The sequence below is a fragment of the Ruegeria sp. I1 genome (assembly GCF_056532675.1).
The window spans coordinates 72,187-97,845 of the sequence record NZ_JBQFNM010000004.1; the positions used below are offsets into that span (position 1 = coordinate 72,187).

Annotated in this window: 27 protein-coding genes; 13 read left to right on the forward strand and 14 right to left on the reverse strand. The window is 57.5% G+C overall.

Annotated elements, in window-relative coordinates:
* Positions 1–3: 3 nt before the first annotated feature.
* Positions 4–291 carry a co-chaperone GroES gene (gene groES, locus ACR0DH_RS08930; RefSeq protein ID WP_170536247.1) on the reverse strand — a complete coding sequence of 96 codons (288 nt, stop codon included), beginning with the start codon at positions 289–291 and terminating at the stop codon, positions 4–6.
* A gap of 226 nt (positions 292–517) precedes the next feature.
* Between groES and bla the strand changes: the two genes are divergently transcribed.
* On the forward strand, positions 518–1,399 hold the full coding sequence (bla, locus tag ACR0DH_RS08935; RefSeq protein WP_480548828.1) for a class A beta-lactamase: 882 nt from the start codon (positions 518–520) through the stop codon (positions 1,397–1,399).
* Between the two features lie 18 nt (positions 1,400–1,417).
* Here the strand turns inward: bla and ACR0DH_RS08940 are convergent, their stop codons facing one another.
* Complete coding sequence (locus ACR0DH_RS08940; RefSeq protein WP_480548826.1) at positions 1,418–2,098, reverse strand: DUF2161 domain-containing phosphodiesterase; 681 nt, start codon at positions 2,096–2,098, stop codon at positions 1,418–1,420.
* 104 nt (positions 2,099–2,202) lie between these two features.
* Between ACR0DH_RS08940 and ACR0DH_RS08945 the strand changes: the two genes are divergently transcribed.
* The 7 genes from ACR0DH_RS08945 (at position 2,203) to ACR0DH_RS08975 (ending at position 8,485) form a co-directional block, all read left to right on the forward strand.
* Entirely contained in the window at positions 2,203–3,183 is a 981-nt protein-coding gene (locus ACR0DH_RS08945) for a TraB/GumN family protein (protein ID WP_480548824.1), read from the forward strand.
* A 118-nt stretch (positions 3,184–3,301) separates the two neighbouring features.
* Positions 3,302–4,222: a manganese-dependent inorganic pyrophosphatase gene (locus ACR0DH_RS08950; protein ID WP_480548822.1), complete on the forward strand. Its 921-nt coding sequence runs from the start codon at positions 3,302–3,304 to the stop codon at positions 4,220–4,222.
* 240 nt (positions 4,223–4,462) lie between these two features.
* Complete coding sequence (locus ACR0DH_RS08955; protein ID WP_480548820.1) at positions 4,463–5,338, forward strand: TIGR01459 family HAD-type hydrolase; 876 nt, start codon at positions 4,463–4,465, stop codon at positions 5,336–5,338.
* 101 nt (positions 5,339–5,439) lie between these two features.
* Positions 5,440–5,883 (forward strand): MaoC family dehydratase, encoded by a 444-nt coding sequence (locus ACR0DH_RS08960; protein ID WP_480548818.1) that lies wholly within the window; start codon positions 5,440–5,442, stop codon positions 5,881–5,883.
* A 165-nt stretch (positions 5,884–6,048) separates the two neighbouring features.
* A complete protein-coding gene (locus ACR0DH_RS08965; protein ID WP_480548816.1) occupies positions 6,049–6,981 on the forward strand; it encodes a bifunctional riboflavin kinase/FAD synthetase in 933 nt (310 codons plus the stop codon).
* Entirely contained in the window at positions 6,978–7,451 is a 474-nt protein-coding gene (locus ACR0DH_RS08970; protein WP_480544211.1) for a YcgN family cysteine cluster protein, read from the forward strand. Before ACR0DH_RS08965 ends, ACR0DH_RS08970 begins: the two co-directional genes overlap by 4 nt.
* Positions 7,451–8,485, forward strand: a complete 1,035-nt coding sequence (locus ACR0DH_RS08975) for a threonine aldolase family protein (RefSeq protein WP_480548814.1) — start codon at positions 7,451–7,453, stop codon at positions 8,483–8,485. The genes ACR0DH_RS08970 and ACR0DH_RS08975 overlap by 1 nt, the downstream gene beginning before the upstream one ends.
* Here ACR0DH_RS08975 and ACR0DH_RS08980 read toward each other — a convergent pair.
* Positions 8,472–9,302, reverse strand: coding sequence for an alpha/beta fold hydrolase (locus ACR0DH_RS08980; RefSeq protein ID WP_480548812.1), 831 nt, complete (start codon positions 9,300–9,302; stop codon positions 8,472–8,474). The two genes, ACR0DH_RS08975 and ACR0DH_RS08980, sit on opposite strands and share 14 nt — an antisense overlap.
* Positions 9,299–9,901: a DsbA family protein gene (locus ACR0DH_RS08985; RefSeq protein ID WP_480548810.1), complete on the reverse strand. Its 603-nt coding sequence runs from the start codon at positions 9,899–9,901 to the stop codon at positions 9,299–9,301. The genes ACR0DH_RS08980 and ACR0DH_RS08985 overlap by 4 nt, the downstream gene beginning before the upstream one ends.
* Positions 9,902–10,008: 107 nt before the next feature.
* Here ACR0DH_RS08985 and ACR0DH_RS08990 point away from each other — a divergent pair, with 107 nt between their 5' ends.
* Both ACR0DH_RS08990 and rpiB read left to right on the forward strand, forming a co-directional pair.
* A complete protein-coding gene (locus tag ACR0DH_RS08990; protein ID WP_480548808.1) occupies positions 10,009–11,028 on the forward strand; it encodes a ribose-phosphate pyrophosphokinase in 1,020 nt (339 codons plus the stop codon).
* Between the two features lie 57 nt (positions 11,029–11,085).
* Positions 11,086–11,526 carry a ribose 5-phosphate isomerase B gene (gene rpiB / locus ACR0DH_RS08995; protein ID WP_480548806.1) on the forward strand — a complete coding sequence of 147 codons (441 nt, stop codon included), beginning with the start codon at positions 11,086–11,088 and terminating at the stop codon, positions 11,524–11,526.
* A gap of 47 nt (positions 11,527–11,573) precedes the next feature.
* Here rpiB and ACR0DH_RS09000 read toward each other — a convergent pair whose 3' ends face one another.
* The 8 genes from ACR0DH_RS09000 to ACR0DH_RS09035 form a co-directional block, all read right to left on the reverse strand.
* Entirely contained in the window at positions 11,574–11,945 is a 372-nt protein-coding gene (locus ACR0DH_RS09000) for a hypothetical protein (protein WP_480548804.1), read from the reverse strand.
* 33 nt (positions 11,946–11,978) lie between these two features.
* Positions 11,979–12,329 (reverse strand): H-type lectin domain-containing protein, encoded by a 351-nt coding sequence (locus ACR0DH_RS09005; protein ID WP_480548802.1) that lies wholly within the window; start codon positions 12,327–12,329, stop codon positions 11,979–11,981.
* Positions 12,330–12,442: 113 nt separating this feature from the next.
* Positions 12,443–12,853 carry a F0F1 ATP synthase subunit epsilon gene (locus ACR0DH_RS09010; protein ID WP_353010399.1) on the reverse strand — a complete coding sequence of 137 codons (411 nt, stop codon included), beginning with the start codon at positions 12,851–12,853 and terminating at the stop codon, positions 12,443–12,445.
* A gap of 12 nt (positions 12,854–12,865) precedes the next feature.
* Positions 12,866–14,290, reverse strand: a complete 1,425-nt coding sequence (gene atpD, locus ACR0DH_RS09015) for a F0F1 ATP synthase subunit beta (protein WP_170536211.1) — start codon at positions 14,288–14,290, stop codon at positions 12,866–12,868.
* A 20-nt stretch (positions 14,291–14,310) separates the two neighbouring features.
* Positions 14,311–15,189, reverse strand: a complete 879-nt coding sequence (locus ACR0DH_RS09020; RefSeq protein ID WP_480548800.1) for a F0F1 ATP synthase subunit gamma — start codon at positions 15,187–15,189, stop codon at positions 14,311–14,313.
* Positions 15,190–15,201: 12 nt separating this feature from the next.
* Complete coding sequence (gene atpA / locus ACR0DH_RS09025; protein WP_170536205.1) at positions 15,202–16,740, reverse strand: F0F1 ATP synthase subunit alpha; 1,539 nt, start codon at positions 16,738–16,740, stop codon at positions 15,202–15,204.
* The gene (locus ACR0DH_RS09030; RefSeq protein WP_480548798.1) at positions 16,741–17,301 is read right to left on the reverse strand and encodes a F0F1 ATP synthase subunit delta; all 561 of its coding nucleotides are present in this window, start codon (positions 17,299–17,301) and stop codon (positions 16,741–16,743) included.
* Positions 17,302–17,614: 313 nt separating this feature from the next.
* Complete coding sequence (locus tag ACR0DH_RS09035) at positions 17,615–18,349, reverse strand: class I SAM-dependent methyltransferase (protein WP_170536200.1); 735 nt, start codon at positions 18,347–18,349, stop codon at positions 17,615–17,617.
* A gap of 61 nt (positions 18,350–18,410) precedes the next feature.
* Here ACR0DH_RS09035 and gloB point away from each other — a divergent pair, with 61 nt between their 5' ends.
* The 3 genes from gloB to ACR0DH_RS09050 all read left to right on the forward strand — a co-directional run bounded on the left by gloB (position 18,411) and on the right by ACR0DH_RS09050 (position 22,655).
* Positions 18,411–19,178, forward strand: a complete 768-nt coding sequence (gene gloB / locus ACR0DH_RS09040; RefSeq protein ID WP_480548796.1) for a hydroxyacylglutathione hydrolase — start codon at positions 18,411–18,413, stop codon at positions 19,176–19,178.
* Positions 19,179–19,352: 174 nt separating this feature from the next.
* Positions 19,353–21,677, forward strand: coding sequence for an ATP-dependent Clp protease ATP-binding subunit ClpA (gene clpA, locus ACR0DH_RS09045; protein WP_480548794.1), 2,325 nt, complete (start codon positions 19,353–19,355; stop codon positions 21,675–21,677).
* Between the two features lie 168 nt (positions 21,678–21,845).
* Entirely contained in the window at positions 21,846–22,655 is an 810-nt protein-coding gene (locus tag ACR0DH_RS09050; RefSeq protein ID WP_480548792.1) for a YHYH protein, read from the forward strand.
* 112 nt (positions 22,656–22,767) lie between these two features.
* On the opposite strand, the gene ACR0DH_RS09055 is transcribed toward ACR0DH_RS09050, so the two are convergent.
* Both ACR0DH_RS09055 and ACR0DH_RS09060 read right to left on the reverse strand, forming a co-directional pair.
* A complete protein-coding gene (locus ACR0DH_RS09055; RefSeq protein WP_480548790.1) occupies positions 22,768–24,447 on the reverse strand; it encodes a peptidoglycan -binding protein in 1,680 nt (559 codons plus the stop codon).
* A 3-nt stretch (positions 24,448–24,450) separates the two neighbouring features.
* Positions 24,451–25,629, reverse strand: a complete 1,179-nt coding sequence (locus ACR0DH_RS09060) for a biopolymer transporter ExbB (protein ID WP_480548788.1) — start codon at positions 25,627–25,629, stop codon at positions 24,451–24,453.
* Positions 25,630–25,659 lie beyond the last annotated feature (30 nt).

Below are 25,659 nucleotides of genomic sequence, written 5' to 3' on the forward strand. Positions count from 1 at the left end.
CGCTTACTCGATGATCCCCATGATGTCGCTTTCTTTCATCATCAGCAGCTCTTCGCCGTCGACCTGAACCTCGGTGCCCGACCATTTGCCGAACAGGATCTTGTCGCCAGCTTTGACCGCCATTGCGATCAGCTCGCCGCTGTCTTTGCGGGCGCCTTCGCCGGTCGCAACGACTTCGCCTTCACTGGGCTTTTCTTTTGCACTGTCGGGAATGATCAGTCCGCCTGCGGTTTTTTCGTCGCTTTCGGTACGGCGAACCAGCACACGGTCATGAAGCGGTTTCAATGCCATCTTTGTAGCTCCTTGGGCTCAAAGTTTATCTATCCTCCCCTCACCTGTCGGTGAGGCGTTAGCACTCAGTGGGTTCGAGTGATAACGCGGCATAGCTAGGGTGTCGAAAGAAGCGAGTCAACAAGTTGAAGCGAAATTTTTTGGCCAAACCTGATCGGTCATGTGGTTGTTTGCGAAGACCAGCTGCATAGGTAGGCCACGACAAAAACAATATGGGGCAAATTCGATGCGCAGATTTCAATTTCTTGCTGTCGGTCTACTACTTTTGACTTATGTGACCACAGGTCCGGCCACGCCGGTTCAAGCGCAGAGCCTGACTGATACTGTTAAGGCATGGGAGCGCGAACTTGACGCACGGATTGGGGTGCTGCTGTACGAGGTCGACAGCGGATTGGAGGTTGCCTATCGCGCGGATGAACGGTTTGCGATGTCCAGCACATTCAAACCTCTTTTGTGCGGCGCGATTTTGGCAGGGGTCGACACAGGTACCCAAGCGTTATCGGAACGCGTTACCTATCAATCATCTGACCTCGTCGACTACTCGCCTGTCACCAGTAAGCACGTAGAAACCGGCATGACCGTGCGAGACCTGTGCAAAGCAACCATAACGATCAGCGACAACACCGCAGCCAACCTGTTGTTGCAGCGATTGGGCGGACCCAGTGAACTAACCGGCTTTCTGCGGACTACAGGCGACACCATCACCCGCCTTGATCGCTGGGAAACCGCGCTGAACCAAGCCACACCAGGTGATCCACGCGATACAACAACGCCCCGGGCGATTTTGGAGACGTTGGAACGGCTGCTGGATGGCACGCGCCTTTCACCAGCCTCCGCCGCTCAACTCAGGCAATGGATGATCGAAGATCAGGTCGCCGACGAACTCATCCGCCCTCATGTCCCAGAAGGTTGGACAATCGGGGACAAGACCGGCGCTGGCGGCCACGGTAGCCGCGCGATCATCGCTTTTCTCCAAACCCCAGAGCCACGCACCTATCTGACGGCCATCTATCTCACCGAAACAAACGCATCCTTTGCAAAACGCAACGCTGTGATTTCCGATATTGGCCGCGCAATGATCGCCGAGATCGAAGCGCATGCTGAGTGAATAAGCCCATCCGCGTGGCTAGATTTCATCCGCATCTTCCCAGCTATATGCCCAGTGCTTCAGCCCCTCTTCACCCGCAGAGGACAGGCCATAAACACCTGTCTCAACCTTATCGAACCAGCCATAATGGTTTTCACGCATCAAGCGTGTGGCGACAGAAACACCGGTCGCAACCGCAACCTCAGAACCTTTGGTTGCGCCGTGCTCTGCCAGATGCGCGGCGCATTTTAGTGCGTCCTGCCGATATGCAGTCACAATCCCGTACCGAGTCGCACCACCAGCGTTGGGATCACCCTCCAGTCGATCAAATTCCCGCAGCATGCGCGCTGCTTTGACCTTGTTCTTTCGCGGCGCGTAGAGCCCGGGATCACACTGCACTTCGACCGCGCCATCGGCACGAACAGTGATCAGCCCCAGACCCAGACGACGGCACATCGCCAGATTGTCCTTCAGTGCCCGCCGTGCGGTGCGTCCCTTTGGCTTGCACACCCCGATATAGACCTGATCGGTGATCTTTAGCCGCGCAATGGCCTGATGAAACAAGGCCAGAGAAAACCGCAATTTCAGCTCGACAATCACGGGGTCAGATCCGTCGCGCACCGCCATGATATCCGCCGGGCCCACTTCGCCCTTCACGGTATAACCCTGACGCTCTAACAACGCCTTGATCGGGGGATAAAGATCCTGCTCGCGCTCCATGACCCGATGCTATGGGTTTCCGACAGAAATACCAGATGCGTCGCCTTGAATATGCTGCATTTGCATGACTAAGTCCTTGCCTGACCCATCCCGGAGGATCGCACATGCGCCTGTTGGCCCTGATCGGATTTATGCTGCTGCCCGCTGCGGTACACGCCACCTGCGAAGGGCACGACCTGCGCCCGCTGATGTCTACCGCACAGCAGGACCGCCTGGATCAATCCCTCGCCAACATTCCCTATGCGGAAGGCAACCATTGGGTTGCCCGCAAAGGGGACACCACGCTGCACCTGATCGGAACGCTCCATACCAATGATCCTCGCATGGATGCGGTGATCGAACGCCTGACCCCTGCCCTCAGCCAGGCCGATGCCTTTTACTTCGAGGTCACTCAGGCCGAGATGAAGACATTTGAACAGGGTCTCGCACAGGATCTCAGCCCGGTCATGATCACCTCAGGGCCCACATTGATCGACCTGATGAGCGCTGAGGACTGGGCGAAGCTGTCCAACACATTGGCGGAACGTGGCATCCCCAGCTGGATGGCGGCAAAGATGCGCCCCTGGTTTCTCAGTATGATGCTGGGCATCCCGCCCTGCCTGATGCAGAGCCCAGATGCCAAATATGGAATGGATGCGCGGCTGACCGATCTGGCCGAGGCCCATGACATCCCGCAGCATTCCCTTGAACGGGTCGAAGACCTTATGACCATGTTTGACGATCTTCCGATGCAAGATCAGGTGGAATCACTGGTTCGGATGACCGGCGCGTTACAAAGCGACGCCAATCACCTGACCACGATGGCCAACGCCTATCTGGAAGAAAAGCACGCCCAGATTCTGCAACTTGCGCGGCTACAGGGGCTTGAGGCGTCGGGACTGTCTGAAATCGAATACGCAGCCGAATGGGACCGGTTCGAACATAAGATGCTGATAGAGCGCAATGCCAATTGGATGGAGCACATCCTGAGCATCCAGAACCAGACCGCCGTCATCGCGGTGGGCGCTGGCCACTTAGGTGATGATTTCGGGCTATTGGCCTTACTGGAACAGGCCGGATACACGCTGACCCCCGCACCCTTTTAGGTATTCGGTCACTACCCACTACGCATCAGACGAACCGTCGCATGCGCGAAGCTCTTGGTGACAATTGGTTTGGACCAACCTATAAGGCGCGCAAAACTACAATCCTCAGGATACTGTCATGACAACCCTTGTATTTGGTCACAAATCTCCGGATACCGATTCCACAGGCTCGCCGATCCTGTGGTCCTGGTACCTGAACGAAATCAAAGGCGAACAGGCCGAGCCCGTGTTGCTGGGCGAACCCAACACCGAGGCTGCCTTTATGCTGCAGCGTTGGGACCTGCCCAAACCGCGCATCATCTCGGATGTGGAGCCAGACGCGCCAGTTGTCATCGTCGACACCAACAACCCGGCCGAACTGCCCACTGGCGTCAACAACGCGGATATTCGCGCCATCATCGACCACCATAAGCTGGTTGGTGGTCTGGAAACCAAAGGCCCGATTGACATCACTGTGCGCCCGCTCGCCTGCACAGCAACTATCATGATCGACCTGATCGGTGACGACACGGCCAAGATGCCCGACGCTGTCAAAGGCGCGGCGCTCACCTGTATCCTGTCGGACACACTGGAATTTCGCTCGCCCACCACCACCGCGCATGACCGCGCCGTGGCAGAAAAACTGGCCGCTGAACTGGGCTTGGATGTCTCAGCCTATGCCGCCGATATGTTCGCAGCGAAATCGGATGTTTCGTCTTTCTCGGATGCCGAACTGATCCGCATGGACAGCAAGGAATACGAAGTGGACGGCACCAAGTTCCGCGTCTCGGTTCTGGAAACCACAGCGCCTGGCGTTGTGCTGGATCGCAAAGACAACCTGGCCATCTCGATGGTAGACGTCGCCAAGGAAGACGGCGTGGATCAGGTGCTACTGTTCGTCGTCGACATTCTGAACGAAGAAGCCACCTTGCTGGTGCCCAACGATCTGGTCAAAAGCGTTGCCGAAAAGAGCTTTGACGCTGCCGTTGAAGGAGACATCGTGGTCTTGCCCGGCGTCATGAGCCGCAAAAAGCAGATCATCCCAAATCTGAAAGTTTGATCGCAGACAACCTGAGATACCAAGGCGCTCAATTGGGCGCCTTTCTTCTTTTTGCGAGGCTCTGCCTCGCGCTCCGGGATATTTAGAGCCAGATGAAGATTGGATCCCTGCTTCATCTGGCCGCAAATATCCCGGGGGAGTCGCCCAAAGGGCGGCGGGGGCAGCGCCCCCCCTCTGGCAAAACCTGTTTCTGTCTGCCATAGCCTAGGCAACCCGCGCCCCATCGCTGAAAGAGAGCCTATGACCCAGATTATCTCCTCACTGACCGAGATTTCGGACCGTTACAAGGCGCTGTTTGTCGACCTCTGGGGATGCGTCCACAACGGTATTACGGCGTTTCCCGAAGCGGTGGCTGCGTTGCAATCCTATCGCGCGGCGGGCGGTTTGGTCGTTCTGGTAACCAACTCGCCCAAACCACGGGCCGGGGTTGCCTCGCAATTGGCGCAGTTCAACGTGCCAGACGATGCCTATGACACCATCGCGACCAGCGGAGATTCTGCTCGGTCTGCCATGTTCCGCGGTGTTGTTGGGCACAAGGTCTATTTCATGGGAGAATGGGAACGCGACGCTGGTTTTTTCGAACCGTTGAAACTGTTGGATCATCCGATCCATATCGACCGCGTTCCGCTGGATCAGGCTGAAGGGATCGTATGTTGCGGGCCCTTTGATCCCATGGCGGACCCGGATGTGAACCGCGCGGATTTCCTATATGCCAAGCAAATGGGAATGAAACTGCTCTGTGCGAACCCAGATATCGTGGTGGATCGGGGTGAGGTGCGCGAGTGGTGCGCAGGGGCCCTGGCGAAGCTTTACACTGAAATGGGTGGCGAAAGTCTCTATTTTGGCAAACCTCATCCCCCTATCTACGATTTGGCCCGTCGCAGGCTACAGGAACTGGGCGCAGACATCTCGGATGGAGACATCCTGGCCATTGGTGATGGCCCGCACACCGACATTCTGGGCGGCATGGGTGAGGGAATCGATACACTGTTTATCTCGGGCGGTTTGGCCGCAGCTGAAACGAAAACAACACATCATCCGCACGAAGAATCCCTAACTGGCTATATTCAAAAAGAAAAGATCAACCCAACCTACACGATTGGCCGTTTGAGATAGAAATTTTGGGCTTGATTTTCTGCATCTGCGAAGTAATAAAGTTGCCATCTTAGGGCGATCAGTGGATTTTTGTTTCACGGTCGATGTCGAGTGAGGGCAACATGTTGGATAATCTTCCACGCGGAACGATCTGTATCGAAGACATCGAAATGGGCATGACCCGTCACCTGCGCAAAGAGGTGACAGACGAAGATATCGAGATGTTTGCTCAGGTGTCCACCGACCGGAACCCGGTGCATCTGGATGATGACTATGCGCGCGATACGATCTTCGAGGGCCGTATCGCCCATGGGATGCTGACGGCGGGTCTGATCTCGGCCGTGATTGGCGAGCAGTTGCCGGGCCATGGCACAGTTTATATGGGCCAGTCGCTGAAATTCCTGGCCCCGGTGCGTCCCGGCGATATGGTCTATGCCGAGGTCAAGGTGATCGACATCGAATTCGCCAAGCGCCGCGTCAAGCTGGACTGCCATTGCTCGGTCGATGGCAAGAAGGTTCTGATCGGTGAGGCGATGGTGCTGGCCCCGTCGCGTAAATTCGACTGATCAGCGTTCAACCGATACCGATCCGTCGCCGATTGCGTTCCAGAGCGATGGAAACGCTTTGGCTCTCTGCCCGAGCAGTAACGCCGGCGGTATTGCAGCCAGGAATTTTTCACCCACTCGGATGAGGTGCTTGAACATAGCTGGGATGAACAGTACCCACTTCGCATGCAGATCATCCGAGACTTCCAGTTTGTTGAGCCAGAAGATCGCGGCGCCAGCGTGGCGATCGGGAACTTTGATGGCGTGCACCTTGGGCATCAGTCGGTCATCGCGCTGGCCCGCAACGCGGCCCCTGATGCGCCGCTGGGTGTTTTGACGTTCGAGCCACATCCGCGTGAGTATTTTGCCCCCAACACACAGCCCTTCCGGCTGATGCGCGGGAATGCGCGGGCGCACCGGCTGGAAAAGATGGGCGTGGAAAAACTGTATGAACTGCCCTTCAACGCTGCACTTGCTGGTCTGTCACCCGAAGAGTTTGCCCGCAATGTGATCTGCGATGGCCTCGGCCTGTCGCATGTAGTTGTCGGCGCCGATTTCTGCTTTGGCAAAGGGCGCAGCGGAACGGCAGATGATCTGGTCCGCTTTGGGCAGGATATGGGATTTGGCGTGACCATCGCACCGCTGATGGAGCGCTCCGACAACGTGGTATCCTCGACCGCGATCCGCACAGCACTCAGCGAAGGCCACCCGCGGGACGCTGCCACCATGCTCGGCCACTGGCACCGGATCGAAGGTGAAGTGATCGGGGGTGAGCAGCGCGGGCGCGAGTTGGGTTTTCCCACCGCCAATATGTCCATCGAAGGGCTGCACCCACCAAAATTCGGTGTCTATGCCGTATTGGTCGATGTGCTGGATGGCCCGCATCGGGGCAGCTATCACGGCGCGGCGTCGGTTGGGGTACGGCCTATGTTCAACGGTGAGGTGCCCAATATTGAAACCTTCCTTTTCGACTTTTCAGGCGATCTCTACGGGGCGACTCTGTCGGTGGGTTTGATTGATTTCCTACGCCCGGAACTGACCTTTGACGGGCTGGACGCCCTTATCGCGCAAATGGATGCGGATTGCGAAAAGGCGCGCAGCATCCTGGCCAGCCTATGAGCACAGACCCGATTGAACGCACAGGCTTGCCTGCCCGATTCTGGGAACGCAAACCCCTGCGCAAGATGAACCAGCGCGAGTGGGAAGCTTTGTGCGACGGCTGCGGCAAATGTTGCCTGAACAAGCTGGAAGACGAGGACAGTGGCGAGGTTGCCCTGACCTGCGTTGCTTGCCGATTGCTGGATGATAAAAGCTGCCGGTGCACGCAATATGATATCCGACATCAATTTGTGCCCGAATGTATCGTCATGACGCCCGACAACATCGACGATCACGCCTATTGGTTGCCGCAAACCTGCGCCTATCGTCTGCTCTGGGAAGGCAAGCGGTTGTACGATTGGCACCCTCTGATATCCGGCACGCCGGACAGCGTGCACGCGGCGGGCGTTTCCGTTCAGGGGCGCACCGTTTCCGAGTTTGAAACCCCCATGGAAGAGTGGGAAGACCACATTATTGAGGAGCCAACCTAATGTTCTTTGCCTCTGACAATTCCGGCCCGGTCCATCCCAATGTTCTGGCCAAACTGGCTGAAGCCAATCAGGGCTATCAGATGGCCTATGGGGCGGACACGATGATGGATGAGGTTCGCGCACGCATTCGCGAAATCTTCGAGTCTCCGAACGCTGCGGTCTACCTGGTGGCAACCGGGACGGCGGCGAATTCGCTGGCTCTGGCCACCTTGTCCAACCCGTGGGAGACGATCTTTTGCTCACCAGTTGCCCACATTCACGAGGATGAGTGCAACGCGCCCGAATTCTACAGCGGAGCCAAGCTGACGCTTGTTCCGGGCGGTGACAAGATGGCGCCCGACGCATTGCGGGGTTCGATCCTTGGAGAGGAAACACGCGGCGTTCACGGCCCGCAGCGCGGGCCCGTGTCGATCACGCAGGTGACTGAACGCGGATCGGTCTATACGCTGGAAGAGTTGCAAGCGCTCTGCGCCGTAGCCAAGGAATTCGAGCTGCCTGTGCATCTGGACGGCGCACGTTTCTCCAACGCTTTGGTTGCTTTGAACTGTTCGCCCGCCGAGATGACATGGAAAGCTGGCGTAGATGCGGTCAGTTTCGGCGGCACCAAGAACGGGCTTTTGGGTGTCGAAGCCGTTGTATTCTTTGACGAAAGCAAGGCATGGGAGTTTGAGTTGCGCCGCAAACGCGGGGCGCATCTGTTTTCCAAACACCGCTACCTGTCCGCCCAGATGGCGGCCTATCTGGATGATGACCTGTGGCTGAAACTGGCGCGACAGGCGAATGCAAACGCAGCCCGGCTGGCCGATGGTCTGCGTAAAAAAGGGGCCGAGTTTTTGCACGAACCGCAGGCCAATATGATCTTCGCCTCCTTCCCCCGCTCTCAACATAAGCACCTGCACGAGGCGGGTGCCGCCTATCACCTCTGGGGTGATACGCTGGACGGTGAAGATGAGAGCGAGTTGCTCGCCTGTCGGCTGGTTTGCGACTGGTCGATCGGGGCTGAGGATATCGATCGCTTTCTCAATCTGCTTTGAGCGGGCTTCGGCTTTCCCAAAACTCATCAAGCAGCGCCGCTGTTTCGACCGGATGTGAAATCGGCAGCATATGCCCTGCGCCCAGCACTTTGGTGTGGGTTGCATCGGGCAAGCGCTGTTTTAGCCCATTGCAAATGGCTGGCATCACCGGATGACTTTCGGACCCGCTCAACAGCAGGATTGGCATTGAGGCGCGCTTTAGGGTTTCAGGGGCGAGCAACCCAAACGCGTCATCATAAAGCGCCGCATGAACAGCGGGGACTGCATCAATGCCCCGAACCATACTGGCCCGCGTTCGTTCAGGCAGATCCGACCACTTGGCGCTGTTCTGTGTGCTCCACATCCGGTTGAACAGCCGTGCCGCCAGGGTCTTGTCGCCTGCGGCAAAGGCCGCAGCAATGGGTGACGCATCCCGCTCATGTTGATCAAAAGCAGCGTGCGCGTCCTGTTTTGCAATGGCAAAGAAAACTGGTTCAATCAGAACCAAACTACGAACGCGTTCGGGATGTTCAATTGCCAGCCGAAGCGCGATCATGGCCCCGAACGAATGACCGATCACATCCGTGGGTTCAGGCAACTCTGCAGCAGACAATCGGCTGACCAGGTCGAAATAATCACCCTGCCCGTCCCAATCCGGACTACGACCATGTGACAGCATATCCGGTGCAGTAGTGCAGACCTTTTGGCTCAGCGCTGCGGCCAATCCGGACCACACGCCAGAATGTGCGATGGTGCAATGAAGGGCAAACAGCTTTCGCGGGCCCTCCCCTATTCGTCTGACATAAATCGAGGGCTGTGGTTCGAAAGGCAATATCACCCTTTCATCTCAGCCAGGTGCTGGTCGAGGTCATCCAACCTGTCCTGGCCCCAGAACCGCTGATCATCAGGGGTGATATAGAACGGCGCACCGAACACGCCGCGATCCACCGCCTCTTCCAGATTGGCGGCATAAGTTTCTGCCCCAACCAAAAGCCCACTATTGGCTAGATCCGGGTCAAACCCGGCATCGGAAAGGCAGGACCGGATCACATCATCTTGTGCCACATCCCTTTCTTCAGCCCAGCACGCGCGCAATAGTGAATGGCACAGCTTACCTACATCGCCTGATCCATCCTTGATCGCCGCGATCACCGCATAGGAAGACGGTGCCATATTGGTGGGCCAATGCGCCGGTTGCAGATTGAAATCCATGCCCAGATTTCTGGACTGCCGCAGCAGCTCTTGCGCGCGGTATTCGATGCGAGAGATATGCCTGTCTTTCGGCGGAATACCCCCGGTGCGCGCGAACAAGGCCATGATATCCAGCGGTTTGTAGTTAATCGTCGCTCCATGCTTCGCCGCGACCTCCTCCAGTCGGGTGCCGGCAAGGTAGCTATAGGGCGAAATTGTCGCAAAATAGTAGTCAATCTGAGTCATGTTCACTTTCTCCGCTGCGTTACCTTTGCGGGACGGTAGACCCATGCTAAGCGGTGTCAACATCACGAATCTGTCACATTGCCAAAGCTGCCCGGGGACCTCAGCCGATGCCGACACTTCACGAACCCAAGCTTATCGCTGGGAACGCAAACCTTCCGCTTGCCGAAACAATCGCACGCCGCATGAGCCTGCATCGCGGTGTTGACCAGGGTCTGGTCGATGCGCGGGTCGAACGGTTCAATGATGGCGAGATTTTCGTCGAAGTTTTTGAGAACGTGCGCGGTGAGGATATGTTCATTATCCAGCCGACCTCGAACCCGGCGAACGACAACCTGATGGAGCTACTGATTATCGCCGACGCGCTGCGCCGATCCTCTGCTCAGCGCATCACCGCAGTGATCCCGTATTTCGGCTATGCCCGCCAGGATCGTCGCACCAAGGCGCGTACGCCTATCAGCGCCAAACTGGTGGCCAACATGCTGACCGGCGCCGGGATCGAACGTGTTTTGACCATGGATCTGCACGCCGCCCAGATTCAGGGGTTCTTTGATATCCCAGTAGATAACCTCTATGCATCACCGATTTTTGCGTTGGATGTGAAAACCCAGTTCAAGAGCAATCTAGACGAGATCATGGTGGTCTCACCCGATGTCGGCGGCGTGGCCCGCGCGCGGGAACTGGCCAAACGGATCAACGCGCCGCTATCGATCGTGGACAAGCGCCGTGAGAAAGCCGGTGAAGTCGCAGAAATGACAGTGATCGGGGACGTGAAGGACAAGATCTGTCTGATAGTAGACGACATGTGCGACACCGCCGGAACGCTCTGTAAAGCAGCGCAGGTGCTGCTGGATAACGGTGCCAAGGAAGTCCATTCCTACATCACCCACGGCGTCATGAGCGGCCCGGCGGTCGAGCGTGTGACGAACTCGGTCATGAAGTCGCTTGTGCTGACCGATACGATCCAGCCGACGCCCGAAGTTGCGAAAGCCCCGAACATCCGCGTCGTACCGACTGCACCGATCTTTACGCAGGCCATTCTGAATATCTGGAACGGCACCAGCGTATCGTCGCTGTTTGAGGACAAGACGCTGACGCCGATCTACGAGTCGCTCTATCACATGGACTGAGATCGAGGGTGGGCGCAGACCCATCGTTCGACCCATTTTGAACAGGATATCGGTGAGATGACCGCAATCAAACGTATCGTCCTTTCCAGCGACCATGCCGCAATCGATCTGCGACAGGCGGTTGCAGCCCATATCTCGGCGCAGGGCTGGGATGTTTTGGATATCGGTCCGACGACGCCGGAAAGCACGCACTACCCCAAACACGGCAAGGCCGCTGCTCAGGCCGTGGCATCGGGCGATTGTCAGCTGGGCATCATCCTTTGTGGCACCGGCCAGGGCATCATGATGGCGGCCAATAAAGTACCGGGCATTCGTTGTGGCGTGTGTTCCGATACCTTTTCGGCCCGCATGATCCGCCAGCACAACGATGCCAACATGCTCTCCATCGGCGCCCGCGTCGTAGGCGAAGGTACGGCACTGGATATCGTGGATGCGTTTCTGAGTGCGGAATTTGAGGGTGGCCGACATGCGACCCGCGTGGACATGATTGAAGACTGAGCGCTTATTCATCCAAATCGGTCAAACGCCACGGTTTTAGCTCTAGTCTAAAGGCAAATTGCGCCAACCTGGGCATCAAACCTTATCACCATAGCATCTTCGGATTGCCACCAGATATCCCAGATGTAAGTGCACGCAAAATCTCCTTTTCTGAAGCGTGCAAATCGGTTCTCGGGGTCGACGGAAATACCTTGCTGCTGAAATTGATGAACCAGTTTCACTTCAGGAAACGGTGGTGCGAACTCAACGTCTAGTCGGGCTTGAAGTTCATCCCCAGCTTCTTCGAAATTGACCGGGAGCCCTTGCAATAAAGCGGGCAAAGGTTCATTCGTCCGATCAAGTGATAGGATGTAGCTGATCGTCAAAACGAGCATGATCAGCAGCGGGACGAGTGCTCGACGCACAGTTACCAAACTCATCACGAACGCTCGCGTCTGACCATAGTCTGAACCTCAGGATATGTTCCAATCATCTGGATGCGCCACCTCACCAAAGGCTGTCCAACTCACCCGAATGCGTGCGATCCGGGTATCAGACCAAGTGCGGAACACCGCAGTAAACCCCTCGGGAGTCACATCTATAGCTTTGACTTCGGCGCGCAGTGCGGACGATGTATCTACATCCCAGAGCGAGATTCCGACCTGAACCACTGGCGCGGTGCGGAAGGCTTCGGTGAACCGGATCGCAGATCGGCGTTCGCGCGGGCCCTCGCCCGTCCACATGTCGCCCCCTTCGGCGAACTCGGAAAACAGAACCTCTTCGCCCTGATCGATACCGATGGGATGGGTTAGAAATTTCTTCATTCTGTCATCATTGTTCTTGAATTCCAGAAACCTACTCTGCCTTTTTGGCGAAAGCACGACAAAAAACGGCCCCGCAAAAGCGAGGCCGTTCGAGTGTTGCGCTGTTGAACCTGTTACAGGCTCATGTGTGTTCCAAGGGCTTCCATATCGGCCAGCAGCTTGGCGGCATCATCGACGATGGTCTGATCGTCACCGGCCTTGGCGGCCTCGTGCGAGGCGCGCGCCTCTTCGATCATCTCATCCAGATGCGACCGGGTCACTTCCGAGACCGGGATGGCCTTTTCGGCCAGTACCGACAGGCTGTCGCCGTTGATCTGGGCAAACCCGCCGGTGACCAGATATTCGCTGGACCCTTCGGGTGCCTCGACCTTCAGCAGACCGGGGCGCAGCGTGGTGATGGTGGGGGCATGATCGGGCATCGCCGTCATGTCCCCGTCCGCGCCGGGAATCTGGACCGCGCTGGCCTCAAGCGAAGCCAGGCTCCGCTCGGGGCTGACGAGGTCGAATTGCATCGTGTTTGCCATCAGGGATACTCCTTAGGCGGCTTCTGCGGCCATCTTTTCCGCTTTGGCGATCACTTCGTCGATGCCGCCAACCATCAGGAAGGCTGCCTCGGGCAGGTGATCGTATTCGCCAGCCACAACAGCTTTGAACGATGCGATGGTCACGTCCAGAGGAACCTGAACACCCGGCGAACCGGTGAAGACTTCGGCAACGTCGAACGGCTGCGACAGGAAGCGCTCGATCTTACGGGCACGGGCAACGGTCAGTTTGTCTTCTTCCGACAGTTCGTCCATGCCGAGGATGGCGATGATGTCCTGCAGCGACTTATAGCGCTGGAGGATCTGCTGAACATCGGTCGCAACCGCGTAGTGCTCTTCACCAACGATGGCCGGGTCCAGCAGACGCGACGACGAGTCGAGCGGGTCAACAGCCGGGTAGATACCCTTTTCCGAGATCGCACGGTTAAGAACGGTGGTCGCATCCAGGTGCGCAAACGATGTTGCCGGCGCGGGGTCGGTAAGGTCGTCCGCAGGCACGTAGATCGCCTGCACGGATGTGATCGAGCCCGACTTGGTCGAGGTGATGCGTTCCTGCAGGGCGCCCATGTCGGTGGCCAGTGTCGGCTGGTAGCCCACCGCCGAAGGAATACGACCCAGCAGAGCCGAAACCTCGGAGCCCGCCTGTGTGAAGCGGAAGATGTTGTCGACGAAGAACAGAACGTCGGTACCGGACTGGTCGCGGAACTGCTCGGCCAGGGTCAGACCTGTCAGAGCAACACGTGCTCGCGCACCCGGAGGTTCGTTCATCTGACCGTAAACCAGCGCAACCTGCGATTCCGACAGGTTGTCAGGCTTAATAACGTTCGATTCGATCATCTCGTGGTACAGGTCGTTCCCTTCACGTGTCCGTTCACCAACACCCGCGAACACCGAGAAGCCCGAGTGCACTTTTGCGATGTTGTTGATCAGTTCCATGATCAGAACGGTCTTGCCAACGCCGGCACCGCCGAACAGGCCGATTTTACCGCCTTTGGCGTAAGGGGCCAGCAGGTCCACAACCTTGATGCCTGTGACCAGAACTTCCGACTCGGTCGACTGTTCTGCAAAAGTCGGTGCAGGCTGGTGGATTGCTCGGGCTTCGCTTGCCTCAACCGGACCTTTTTCGTCGATCGGCTCGCCGACCACGTTCAGGATGCGGCCTAGGGTGGCGTTGCCAACAGGAACCGAGATCGGAGCGCCGGTGTCGGTCACGGCTTCGCCGCGAACCAGACCTTCGGTCGCGTCCATCGCAATGGTACGGACTGTGTTTTCACCCAGGTGCTGAGCAACTTCCAACACCAGGCGCTTGCCGTTGTTGGTGGTTTCCAGCGCGTTCAGAATTTCAGGCAGCGCGTCATCGAACTGCACGTCAACGACGGCCCCGATGATCTGTGTGACTTTGCCTTTTGCATTCGCCATGTTTCGTCTCCGGTTTGTCTCTACAGCGCTTCGGCGCCGGAAATAATTTCAATCAGCTCGTTGGTGATCACGGCCTGACGTGAGCGGTTGAACTGGATGGTCAGCTTGTCGATCATCTCACCCGCGTTGCGTGTCGCGTTGTCCATCGCGGACATCCGTGCACCCTGTTCGGACGCTCCGTTTTCGAGCAGAGCCGAGAAGATCGCAGTTGCAACCCCCTTGGGCAGCAGGTCGGCCAGAATGGCCTCTTCGCTGGGCTCGTAGTCGAAAATGGCACCGCTGTCGTCCCCTGCCGCGTCGTCTTCGAACGAGGCGGGAATGACCTGCTGTGCCGTCGGAATCTGGGTCACAACGTTGACGAACTTCGAATAGAAGATCGTGGCAACATCGAACTCACCCCCGTCAAAGCGGGACAAGACGTCCTTGGCGATGTCTTGCGCGTTGGTGTAGCCAATGCGCTTGACCTCGCTCAGGTCGACATGCCCAACGAACAGATCGCTAAAATCACGCTTGAGCGCATCGCGGCCTTTTTTGCCGACGGTCAAAACTTTGACCGTCTTGCCCTGGCCGCGCAGCTCGTCCGCCTTTTGGCGGGCCAGCTTGGCGATGTTCGAATTGAAGCCGCCACACAGGCCGCGTTCAGCTGTCATCACAACCAGCAGATGGACATCATCACTGCCCGTACCCCGGAGCAGCTTGGGGGCGCTGTCGCTGCCCCCGACCGACGCCGCCAGCCCCGCCATCACGGCATAGAACCGCTCGGCATAGGGGCGCGAGGCCTCGGCAGATTCCTGGGCGCGGCGCAGTTTTGCTGCCGCGACCATCTGCATGGCCTTGGTGATCTTGCGGGTCGATTTGACCGACTCGATCCTGTTTTTAAGGTCCTTCAGACTAGGCATCGGAACCTCCTATCAAGCGAAGGTTGCGGCGTATTCGTCGATCGCTGCCTTGATCTTGTCGGACGCTTCACCTTTGACCTTCGGATCTTCGTCGGTGATCCACTTCAGCAGGTCAGCATGCTTGCCACGCAGGTGCGCCAGCAGACCGGCCTCGTAGCGGCCAACATCTGAGACGTCGATCTTGTCGAGGTAACCGTTGGTGCCTGCGAAGATGACGCAGACGATTTCCGCGTTGGTCAGCGGCGAGTACTGCGGCTGTTTCATCAGCTCGGTCAGACGCGCGCCACGGTTCAGCAGCTGCTGAGTTGCGGCATCCAGGTCCGAACCAAACTGCGCAAAGGCCGCCATTTCGCGGTACTGAGCCAGTTCCAGTTTAACCGGACCAGCAACCGATTTCATCGCATCAGTCTGAGCCGAAGAGCCCACACGCGAAACCGACAGACCGGTGTTCACAGCAGGACGGATGCCCTGGTAGAACAGTTCGGTTTCTAGGAAGATCTGACCATCGGTGATCGAGATCACGTTGGTCGGAATAAAGGCTGATACGTCACCACCCTGCGTTTCGATAACCGGCAGAGCGGTTAGCGAGCCTGCGCCGAAGTCTTCGTTCAGCTTCGCCGAACGTTCCAGCAGACGGGAGTGGAGGTAGAAAACGTCACCCGGATAGGCTTCACGTCCGGGCGGACGGCGCAGCAGCAGCGACATCTGACGATACGAAACGGCCTGTTTCGACAGGTCATCATAGATGATCAGAGCGTGGCGGCCATTGTCGCGGAAGTACTCGGCCATGGCAGTCGCGGCGTATGGCGCCAGGAACTGCATCGGCGCCGGGTCGGACGCGGTCGCGGCCACAACGATCGAGTATTCAATCGCGCCGGATTCTTCCAGCTTCTTCACCAGCTGCGCAACGGTCGAACGCTTTTGACCAACCGCAACGTACACGCAGTACAGCTTCTTCGACTCGTCGTCGCCAGCAGCTTCGTTGTAGACCTTTTGGTTCAGGATGGTGTCCAGAGCAACGGCGGTTTTACCAGTCTGACGGTCACCAATGATCAGTTCCCGCTGGCCACGGCCAATCGGGATCATCGCGTCAACCGATTTCAGGCCGGTTGCCATCGGCTCGTGCACCGATTTACGCGGGATGATGCCTGGGGCTTTAACGTCTGCAACGCCACGCTTCGACGCGTTGATCGGGCCTTTGCCGTCCAGCGGGTTTCCCAGACCGTCAACAACGCGGCCCAGCAATTCGTCACCGATTGGAACGTCCACGATCGAGTTGGTGCGCTTAACGGTGTCACCTTCTTTGATGTCGCGGTCGGATCCGAAGATAACGACACCCACGTTGTCGCTTTCCAGGTTCAGGGCCATGCCCATGATGCCACCGGGAAACTCGACCATTTCACCGGCTTGCACATTGTCCAGGCCGTATACACGGGCAATCCCGTCACCGACGCTCAGCACGCGGCCGATCTCGGCCACTTCGGCTTCCTGACCAAAATTCTTGATCTGGTCCTTCAGGATTGCAGAAATCTCTGCAGCTTGGATTCCCATTTATCCGACCTCTTTCATTGCATTCTGTAGGGAGTTGAGCTTCGAACGGATCGAACTGTCGATCATCTTCGAGCCCACTTTAACGACAAGACCGCCGATGAGGCTTTCATCAACGGTCGCATTGATTGTCACGGTCTTGCCCACACGCTCGGACAGCGTCTTGGACAGTTTTTCCATCTGCGTCTTCGTCAGCGCCTTGGCCGAGGCGACATCGGCGGTCACTTCGCCACGCTCATCGGCCAGCATCTCGCGCAGAACCTGCACCAGTTGAGGCACCACGAACAGTCGGCGTTTTTGTGCCATCAGACCGAGCGTGTTGCTGAGAAGGGTGTTCAGACCCATTTTCGAAGCGATTGCGGCAATCGCGCCCTCTTGCTCGGCGCGGGAAACCAGCGGCGAAGCAATCAGATCGCGCAAATCGGCGCTTTCGCCCAAAGCTGCTGCCAGATCGTTGATTCCGGTTTCCAGACCTGCAAGGTCGTTATTCTCTTTCGCGATCTCGAAGATCGCAGTGGCATAGCGCTCGGCGATGCCTGTGGAAATCGAAGCTGGTTCGGACACGTCCACCCTTCCGATATTTGAGGCCCCGATTTTGAGTAGCGGCCGCTACCTTGGGGCGTGAGGAAACCCCGTCCGTAAAGGGCGGGGATCAAAATCACCGGGGATGTAGCAGAGGTGAACCAACCTAGCAACATAATATAGTGACGATGAATTTATCCACAAAACGTTTAAATTCAGCAAGTTAGGAAAAGTGCGACGCTTTGAACCTGTCTGACCGTTTGAAAAATGTTTCGAAACTGTAGGTTTTTGCGATTCCTGCGGCCTATTTGCCGCGGATTTACACCTGAATTCGCCTCAAAACGACGACATTGTGTCAGGCCGGTCTCAGCAATCCGTCGGATGCTTTGATCGGCCGTCTCACCGCATCTTTTGTCACGCTGCCGCTAGGTGGGCGCAGGTGTTTGCTGACCTCAACCATCAACACGCCGCCCGCCATGATTGTTGGCAAGCGCTGACCTGTTTTTTCAATCAGCCCGCTGGATTTCAGCCAGTATTTTCGAAACGAGGGTAGCAGATACAAAGCAGAACAGTGATTTTCGGGCACGAAATGATGGGCCTTCAGCTGATTTTCCAGCTGTGTCGCAGAATAGGGTCGCCCATATCCAAACGGGGTTTTATCCGACCGAGACCATAACCCCGCCCGGTTCGGCACCACAAAAAAGGCCCTGCCACCGGGACCTAGCACACGCCAGCATTCCTCAAGTAACTGACTTGGCCGCTCTGATGTCTCAAGCCCATGCATCACCACCAACTTGTCCACATGTCCGGTCTCAATCGGCCACATGGTTTCTTCAGTCAGAACCGAAACATTCGGCATCCCTGCGGGCCACGGCATCACCCCCTGTGGCCCCGGCATCAGGCCGATCACACGACGCGCATCCTTCAGGTATGGCCGCAGGAGCGGCACTGCAAAGCCAAAGCCGGCAACCGTTTGCCCCTTGGCCTCGGGCCACAGGTCCAGCAGGCGACCGCGAATTGCGCCCTGTGCCGCGCGCCCCAAAGTGCTGCGGTAGTAAAAATTCCTGAGATCCTGCACATCAAGATGCATTGCGGTGACCTGATCAATCGGCTTAGCTGGGCGCAGTCTAGCAACGAAAGGGCAAAAGACCATGCCTCTTGAGATCGTAACTATCCCGTGTCTCAGCGATAACTACGCTTTTCTGGCGCATGATGCCGCCTCTGGCCAGACCGCGTTAGTGGACGCGCCAGAACCCGGCCCGATTCTGGCCGAACTGCACCAACGTGGGTGGACTTTGAGCCACGTGTTGCTGACGCATCATCACTGGGATCATGTCGATGGCCTGCCGAGCATTCTAGAGAAGCACTCAGCAAAAGTAATTGGTGCGGCCGCAGATGCCCATCGTCTGCCACCACTGGACCAACAGGTGTCGGAAGGAGATATTTTCGAACTGGGTGGCGAACCGGTCGAGGTGCTGGACGTCTCAGGGCACACGGTAGGTCACATCGCATTTTACCTGCCCGACAGCGCAACTGTCTTCACCGCAGATAGCCTGATGGCTTTGGGTTGTGGCCGCCTGTTCGAGGGGACGCCCGCACAAATGTGGTCATCACTCAACAAGCTGGCGGCGTTACCCGACGAAACAATCGTCTGCTCGGGCCACGAGTATACACAATCCAACGCCAAATTCGCCCTCACGGTCGATCCTGACAACGCAGATTTGCTGCAACGCGTGGCGGATATTGAGCGAGCAAGGGCTGCGGGGCAACCAACAGTGCCCTCAACATTGGCGCTGGAAAAAGCAACAAATCCGTTTCTGCGTGCAGCAGATTCTGCGATTCAGGCGCATCTGGGCATGATTGGCGCTGATCCCGCTTTGGTTTTTGCCGAAATCAGGGCTAGAAAAGACCGGTTCTGATGCCTATTTCCCCCTCTTCACGGCCACGGTCACAACAAATGTGACTGTCAAGTGAAAGAAAACCCTTGAAGCCGGGCCACGATCAACCAAACTCTAATACTATGAGGACATGGTTGGGATGGGGATCCGGCCGACAGCCCGCCCCCTTCTGACCCAAGACAGAGGAGCACCCGCGTGCCTTCATTCTCGAGCACATTAGAACAAGCCATCCACGCGGCCCTGGCGGCTGCGAATGAACGGCGACACGAGTTTGCAACGCTGGAGCATCTGCTTCTGGCGCTTCTGGAAGAACCTGACGCTATCCGCGTCATGAAAGCCTGTAGCGTCGATCTGGATGAGCTACGCAGCACTTTGGTCGAGTTTATCGACGAAGATTTGTCGAACCTTGTCACCGATATCGATGGATCAGAGGCCGTGCCAACGGCTGCTTTCCAGCGCGTGATCCAGCGCGCCGCGATCCACGTCCAAAGCTCTGGTCGTACCGAAGTAACAGGCGCCAACGTGTTGGTGGCCATCTTCGCTGAGCGCGAAAGCAACGCCGCCTATTTCCTGCAGGAACAGGACATGACACGCTATGACGCGGTCAACTTTATCGCGCATGGTGTCGCCAAGGACCCTGCCTATGGCGAAAGCCGTACAGTTTCCGGCGCGGATCAGGCCGAGGAAGAGGTTCAGGCCAGTGCTGGTGAGGGCGAGCAGAAGGAAAGCGCACTGGCGAAATACTGCGTCGACCTGAACGCCAAATCGCGGGCTGGCGATGTGGACCCGCTGATCGGGCGCTCGGATGAGGTTGAACGCTGCATCCAGGTCCTGTGCCGTCGTCGCAAGAACAACCCGCTCCTGGTGGGCGATCCGGGTGTTGGCAAAACCGCCATTGCCGAAGGTCTGGCGCACAAAATCGTGGGTGGTGAGGCTCCCGATGTGCTGTCTGAAACCACCATCTATTCGCTCGATATGGGTGCGTTGCTGGCCGGAACCCGCTATCGCGGCGATTTCGAAGAGCGCCTGAAAGCGGTTGTGACCGAGTTGGAAGATCATCCCGACGCGGTGCTGTTTATTGACGAGATTCACACAGTCATCGGCGCTGGGGCGACCTCTGGCGGCGCCATGGATGCGTCCAACCTGCTGAAACCTGCATTGCAGGGCGGCAAGCTGCGCACCATGGGCTCGACCACCTACAAGGAATTCCGTCAGCACTTCGAAAAAGACCGCGCGCTGAGCCGCCGGTTCCAGAAGATCGACGTGAACGAGCCTTCGGTTGAAGACAGCGTGAAAATCCTGCGTGGTCTGAAGCCCTATTTCGAAGAGCATCACGAGATCAAGTATACCGCAGATGCAATCAAGACTGCTGTTGAATTGGCAGCACGCTATATCAACGACCGGAAACTGCCTGACAAGGCCATCGACGTGATTGACGAAGCAGGTGCTGCTCAGCATCTCGTTGCCGAAAGCAAGCGTCGCAAGACCATTGGCGTCAAAGAGATTGAGGCTGTCGTGGCCAAAATTGCGCGCATCCCGCCGAAGAATGTCACCAAGGATGATGCCGCGGTTCTGAAAGACCTTGAAGCCTCGCTGAAACGCGTCGTGTTTGGGCAGAATTTGGCAATTGAGGCACTGTCCAGCGCGATCAAATTGGCCCGCGCCGGTCTACGTGAGCCCGAAAAGCCCATCGGCAACTACCTGTTCGCTGGTCCGACTGGTGTGGGTAAAACCGAAGTTGCAAAACAGCTGGCCGATACGTTGGGGGTCGAGCTGCTGCGCTTTGACATGTCGGAATACATGGAGAAGCATGCAGTCAGCCGCCTGATCGGTGCACCTCCGGGCTATGTCGGGTTCGATCAGGGCGGTCTGCTGACCGACGGCGTCGACCAGCATCCGCATTGTGTGCTGCTGCTGGATGAGATCGAAAAGGCGCATCCGGATGTGTTCAACATCTTGCTGCAGGTCATGGACCATGGCGAGTTGACTGACCACAACGGCCGGACGGTGAATTTCCGCAACGTGGTCCTGATCATGACCTCGAACGCAGGCGCCCAGGAACAAGCCAAGGCCGCCATCGGCTTTGCTCGCGACCGGCGCGAAGGTGAGGATACAGCCGCGATTGAACGTATGTTCACGCCCGAATTCCGCAATCGTCTCGATGCCGTGATCTCCTTCGCGCCGCTACCGAAAGAGGTCATCTTGCAAGTGGTCGAGAAATTCGTGCTCCAGCTAGAGGCTCAATTGCTGGATCGCGGAGTGACCATCGACCTGACACCCAAAGCAGCCGAATGGTTGGCTGACAAGGGATATGACGACAAAATGGGCGCCCGCCCGCTTGGCCGCGTAATCCAAGAGCACATCAAGAAGCCTCTGGCCGAGGAATTGCTGTTTGGTAAATTGGCCAAGGGTGGCGTGGTGCGCGTGTCGGTCAAGAAAGGTGAGCTTAACCTTGAAATCCTCGGCCCCGATCAGCCGCGAATTCCGGGGGACAAGCCGCCATTGCTGACAGCTGACTGACGGCTAACCACATTTGTCCGCAAAGTTGAGCGCCCGATGGCCATTCACCGTCGGGCGCTTTTTGTTGTGCCTGGGGAGTGGAACAAAGACAATTTCATATAGCTCTGGCGACGGAAAAACCTCGCTCTTGCGTTTCAATTCCATAACACATCAGCAAGGGAGAACGGTGTGAACACCAAGATCGCCATTATCTGGAGCACCGCGTTTGCAATCTCGGCCGCTGCGGTTGTTGCCACGGCTCAGCATCGGTTCCGTTATCATGACGAAATACAGACCAGACCACTGGATTTGGTTCCGGCAACCGTTGACCCAGGCAAAAGCCGATCGAAAGTAAAGATGACCGGCTCGAACATCAAACTGTCGGCTAATGGCATTCCGGATCATCTGGTGGGGCAGTTTCCAAATCGCGGCAACCCGCACCAGATCTCAACTCAGAAGGTCAAGCTGAGCGTTCCTGCCAACCCCCAAAGCACCGAAAACGTAACACCGCTGCGCATGGGGTGGAATTTTGGTGTTTCATTGAACGGCGTTGTGTTCGACCCGCTCGCTGCGGAATTCTGGCATGGGGATCCAAATTCGGGCTGGTCTTACAATGCCCTAGGCGGTGCGATCGCCTTAGGTCTGGATGCCAACTATGCGCATGTTCAACCGAACGGCAAGTACCACTACCACGGCATCCCAACCGGTCTGATCGAGCTTTTGGATTGGTCGCCAGAAAGACATTCGCCGCTGATTGGATACGCCGCTGATGGGTTTCCGATTTACGCCATGACGGGGGTTATTAACGGGCGCGTGACCGAAATGACCCCATCTTATCGCTTGAAATCCGGTAACCGCCCTGGCGGCGATGGCCCGAGCGGACGATACGATGGCACGTTCAACGAGGACTATGCCTATACACCCGGCTATGGCACCCTAGATCAATGCAACGGCGCATTCACGGTATCTGAAGAGTATCCCGACGGGACATATGCCTAGTTTCTGACCGAGCATTACCCGGTGGTTCCGCGCTGTTTCAAAGGTACACCTGACCAAAGCTTCAAACTCGGAAGACGTTGAAACCCTGAAACCCGCATCGCGTAGGCTGAAGCTATCTTTCAGTCAGCTTCAGCTCGATTCGCCGGTTCTGTGCCCGAGCTTGTGGCGTATTGTCTGGGTTTACCGGCTGGAACTCTCCAAACCCGTTGGCCGCAAGACGGTTCGGCGGGATGCCCAAAGCGTCGACCATATAGCGGACCACCGACAACGCGCGGCCCTGGCTTAGCTCCCAATTGTCGCGATAGCGTCCGGACCCGGCAAGCGGTACGTTGTCAGTGTGACCGTCGACCCGAATGACCCAATTCAAACCCTCAGGGATTTCTGCGGCCACAGTGCGCAGGATCGCAGCGACTTTCGCCACCTCTTGCCTACCTTCCGGCGACAATACGGCTGAACCTGTGTCGAATAATACTTCGGACGAGAACACGAACCGGTCGCCTTCGATCCGCACGCCTTCCTGATTGCCCAGAACGTCGCGCAATCGTCCAAAAAACTCAGACCGATAACGTTGCAGATCTTCTGCCTGCGCTGTCAGCTCCTGGTTCTGATCCGTCAGTTCCTCGGCCTCAGCCTCCAGCCGGATCCTCTCTGCCTCTTCCAGCAATCGGCGGCGGCGCTCCTCTGAGGCCGCCCGGGCCAACGCTGCGTTCAGGTCTTGACCGAGGGTCTGAATCTGAATCTCAGCAGCCGTATTGCGGTCTTCATAGTCATCCAACAGCGCCTGCAATGATCCCAACTGACCACGCAAGGCCGCGATCTGCTGATTCAGCAAGGCCGCCTCGCGCTGTGCCTTGGCAGAAATCGCTTGCTCTGCCGACAGCGTCTCGCGCGCGACATCAAGAAGGGCGGCTTGTTGTTCGACCAGCGATCGTTGTTCTGCCGCGTCTGCTTGCGCTTCGGTTTGGGCCTCCAAAGCGGCTTCTAGCTGGGCCCTAAGCTCCTCGGTGTCCAGATCACCAAACTGACGTTCCAGTTCCGCACGCGCAGCCCTCGCTGCGGCCAGCAATGTCAGGGTTTCCTCAGCCTCTTTGCGCTGCGCTTCAAGCGCAAGGGTCATGGCTGTCAACTCAGCATCGGCGTCCTGCAAACGGTTGCGCAGGTTCTCGGCTGCTGCGGCCTCAGCAAGGCGCGCGGCCTCTTCTTCAGTCAGTTGTTGTTCCAGCTTTGCGATCTGCGCAGCACGCTCCTCACCGGTTTGTTCCAGATCGGCAATCAATGCTTCGAGCGCTTCACGGCGGGCGGCGGCAAGTCGCGCGGCCTCGGCCTGCACGTCAATCTCCGCGCGACTCTGAGCCAAGGCCTGGTTCAAGGCATCCCGCTCGCCTACCAGCTCCGCTCGCTGGGATTCCAATACGGCAATATCCTCTTGCGCCCGGGCCTGCTCGGCCAACAGCGCCGCGACCTGGGCTTCAAAATCGGTGATGCGGCCCTGCGCTTGGGCCAGATCTTCCTCGGCCTGTGTCAGGGTTGCGTTTAAGGCCCCCAACCGCGCTTGCAAACGGCTGTTTTCGCGCTCTTCCAGACCCAAGGCACCCGCCAGAGCAGCCACTTCGTCCGCGAGTGCGGTCAGTTCATCTTCTTGCCCAGAGATCGTTTCTCGCAGCACGAACTGCACAACCATGAAAATGGTCAGCACAAAGGTCAGCACCATCAACAGACCCGTCATCGCATCCACGAAACCGGGCCAGACCGAGCCCTGGAATCGCTGTCCAGTACGACGGGAGAGGGCCATGGGTTACTCTCCTTCGTGGGTGCCGCGCACCGCACCGCGAGGAAGTGTCAACGCCTTGACCAGCAATTCGATATCCTTGCGGAACTCATTCATGCTTTCCTGACGGCCTGCCGAAATCTCTTCGAGAATACGCAGCAGTTGCACATCCATAGACCGCAGGCGCATTCGGCTTTCGGCATCAATGCCTTCGCCTGCACCATGTTCGCGCATGTGATCCAGCAGCGCATCCTGCCCAAGCGCAACGCGTTCCAACGCGGCGGTGATCCCCTCATTATCCGTCTGACGCTGGTTCATCTCGCCGATCACGCCGACCAGTTGACCCAGCTTGCCCGATACCTCCGCCCGGTCTTGCTCCTGCGCGGAAAACAGGTCCTGCAGCGCATCCATCTGCTCGGACATCGCGTCCAGAACCGGGGCCAGTACGGCGATTTCCGCACCCCCTTCTTCGCCCGAGGCAAAGCCCACACGAGTAATCGATGACAGCCATTCCTCAAGCTCGCGATAGAACCGGTTCTGCCCATGACCTGCGAATACCTCAAGCAAACCCACGATCAGCGACCCGGCAAGGCCCAGCAGCGAGGACCCGAAGGCCACGCCCATGCCTTGCAGCTGCGCCTCAAGCCCCGTCATGAGACGGTTGAAAACGGTCAAGCCTTCCTCACCCTCTTGCGGGTTCAGGCTGCGGATTGTGTCGACGATCGCTGGAACCGTGGTGGCCAGACCGAAGAAGGTTCCCAACAGACCCAGATAAATCAGGACATTGGTAATGTAGCGCGTGATTTCGCGTTCTTCTTCAACCCGTTCCGCAACCGAATCCAGAATGGACCGGGTTGAAGTCGAGCTGATCTGGGACCGCGCGCCGCGTTCGCGCAGCAGCGAGGCCAAAGGCGCCAAAAGTTGCGGTGTGCGCGCATCTTCGCGGACAACCCCACCGACAAACGCCTCGATCCAGCGGACTGATCCGATCAGCTGCGCAACCTGATAAAAACAGGCAATCACACCAATGACGAAGACCATCAGAATGAAGCCGTTCAGATACGGGTTGGCAAAGAAGACCGGCAACACATAGGGCAACGCCAGAAACACACCCAGCCCGGCCAGACCGATTGCGATCAACATCATCACGATCTGACGAATGGGATGCGAGAAATGGGGTCTCGCGCCCTGATGTGCCTGCGCCATGCGCGTGGTTCCCGATTTTGCCTGCTCTGA

Coding starts and splice junctions, on each gene's coding strand:
- groES (WP_170536247.1), bottom strand. CDS start 291: ATGGCATTGAAACCGCTTCATGACCGTGTGCTGGTTCGCCGTACCGAA.
- bla (WP_480548828.1), top strand. CDS start 518: ATGCGCAGATTTCAATTTCTTGCTGTCGGTCTACTACTTTTGACTTAT.
- ACR0DH_RS08940 (WP_480548826.1), bottom strand. CDS start 2,098: ATGGAGCGCGAGCAGGATCTTTATCCCCCGATCAAGGCGTTGTTAGAG.
- ACR0DH_RS08945 (WP_480548824.1), top strand. CDS start 2,203: ATGCGCCTGTTGGCCCTGATCGGATTTATGCTGCTGCCCGCTGCGGTA.
- ACR0DH_RS08950 (WP_480548822.1), top strand. CDS start 3,302: ATGACAACCCTTGTATTTGGTCACAAATCTCCGGATACCGATTCCACA.
- ACR0DH_RS08955 (WP_480548820.1), top strand. CDS start 4,463: ATGACCCAGATTATCTCCTCACTGACCGAGATTTCGGACCGTTACAAG.
- ACR0DH_RS08960 (WP_480548818.1), top strand. CDS start 5,440: ATGTTGGATAATCTTCCACGCGGAACGATCTGTATCGAAGACATCGAA.
- ACR0DH_RS08965 (WP_480548816.1), top strand. CDS start 6,049: ATGCAGATCATCCGAGACTTCCAGTTTGTTGAGCCAGAAGATCGCGGC.
- ACR0DH_RS08970 (WP_480544211.1), top strand. CDS start 6,978: ATGAGCACAGACCCGATTGAACGCACAGGCTTGCCTGCCCGATTCTGG.
- ACR0DH_RS08975 (WP_480548814.1), top strand. CDS start 7,451: ATGTTCTTTGCCTCTGACAATTCCGGCCCGGTCCATCCCAATGTTCTG.
- ACR0DH_RS08985 (WP_480548810.1), bottom strand. CDS start 9,901: ATGACTCAGATTGACTACTATTTTGCGACAATTTCGCCCTATAGCTAC.
- ACR0DH_RS08990 (WP_480548808.1), top strand. CDS start 10,009: ATGCCGACACTTCACGAACCCAAGCTTATCGCTGGGAACGCAAACCTT.
- rpiB (WP_480548806.1), top strand. CDS start 11,086: ATGACCGCAATCAAACGTATCGTCCTTTCCAGCGACCATGCCGCAATC.
- ACR0DH_RS09000 (WP_480548804.1), bottom strand. CDS start 11,945: ATGAGTTTGGTAACTGTGCGTCGAGCACTCGTCCCGCTGCTGATCATG.
- ACR0DH_RS09005 (WP_480548802.1), bottom strand. CDS start 12,329: ATGAAGAAATTTCTAACCCATCCCATCGGTATCGATCAGGGCGAAGAG.
- ACR0DH_RS09010 (WP_353010399.1), bottom strand. CDS start 12,853: ATGGCAAACACGATGCAATTCGACCTCGTCAGCCCCGAGCGGAGCCTG.
- atpD (WP_170536211.1), bottom strand. CDS start 14,290: ATGGCGAATGCAAAAGGCAAAGTCACACAGATCATCGGGGCCGTCGTT.
- ACR0DH_RS09020 (WP_480548800.1), bottom strand. CDS start 15,189: ATGCCTAGTCTGAAGGACCTTAAAAACAGGATCGAGTCGGTCAAATCG.
- atpA (WP_170536205.1), bottom strand. CDS start 16,740: ATGGGAATCCAAGCTGCAGAGATTTCTGCAATCCTGAAGGACCAGATC.
- ACR0DH_RS09035 (WP_170536200.1), bottom strand. CDS start 18,349: ATGCATCTTGATGTGCAGGATCTCAGGAATTTTTACTACCGCAGCACT.
- gloB (WP_480548796.1), top strand. CDS start 18,411: ATGCCTCTTGAGATCGTAACTATCCCGTGTCTCAGCGATAACTACGCT.
- ACR0DH_RS09055 (WP_480548790.1), bottom strand. CDS start 24,447: ATGGCCCTCTCCCGTCGTACTGGACAGCGATTCCAGGGCTCGGTCTGG.
- ACR0DH_RS09060 (WP_480548788.1), bottom strand. CDS start 25,629: ATGGCGCAGGCACATCAGGGCGCGAGACCCCATTTCTCGCATCCCATT.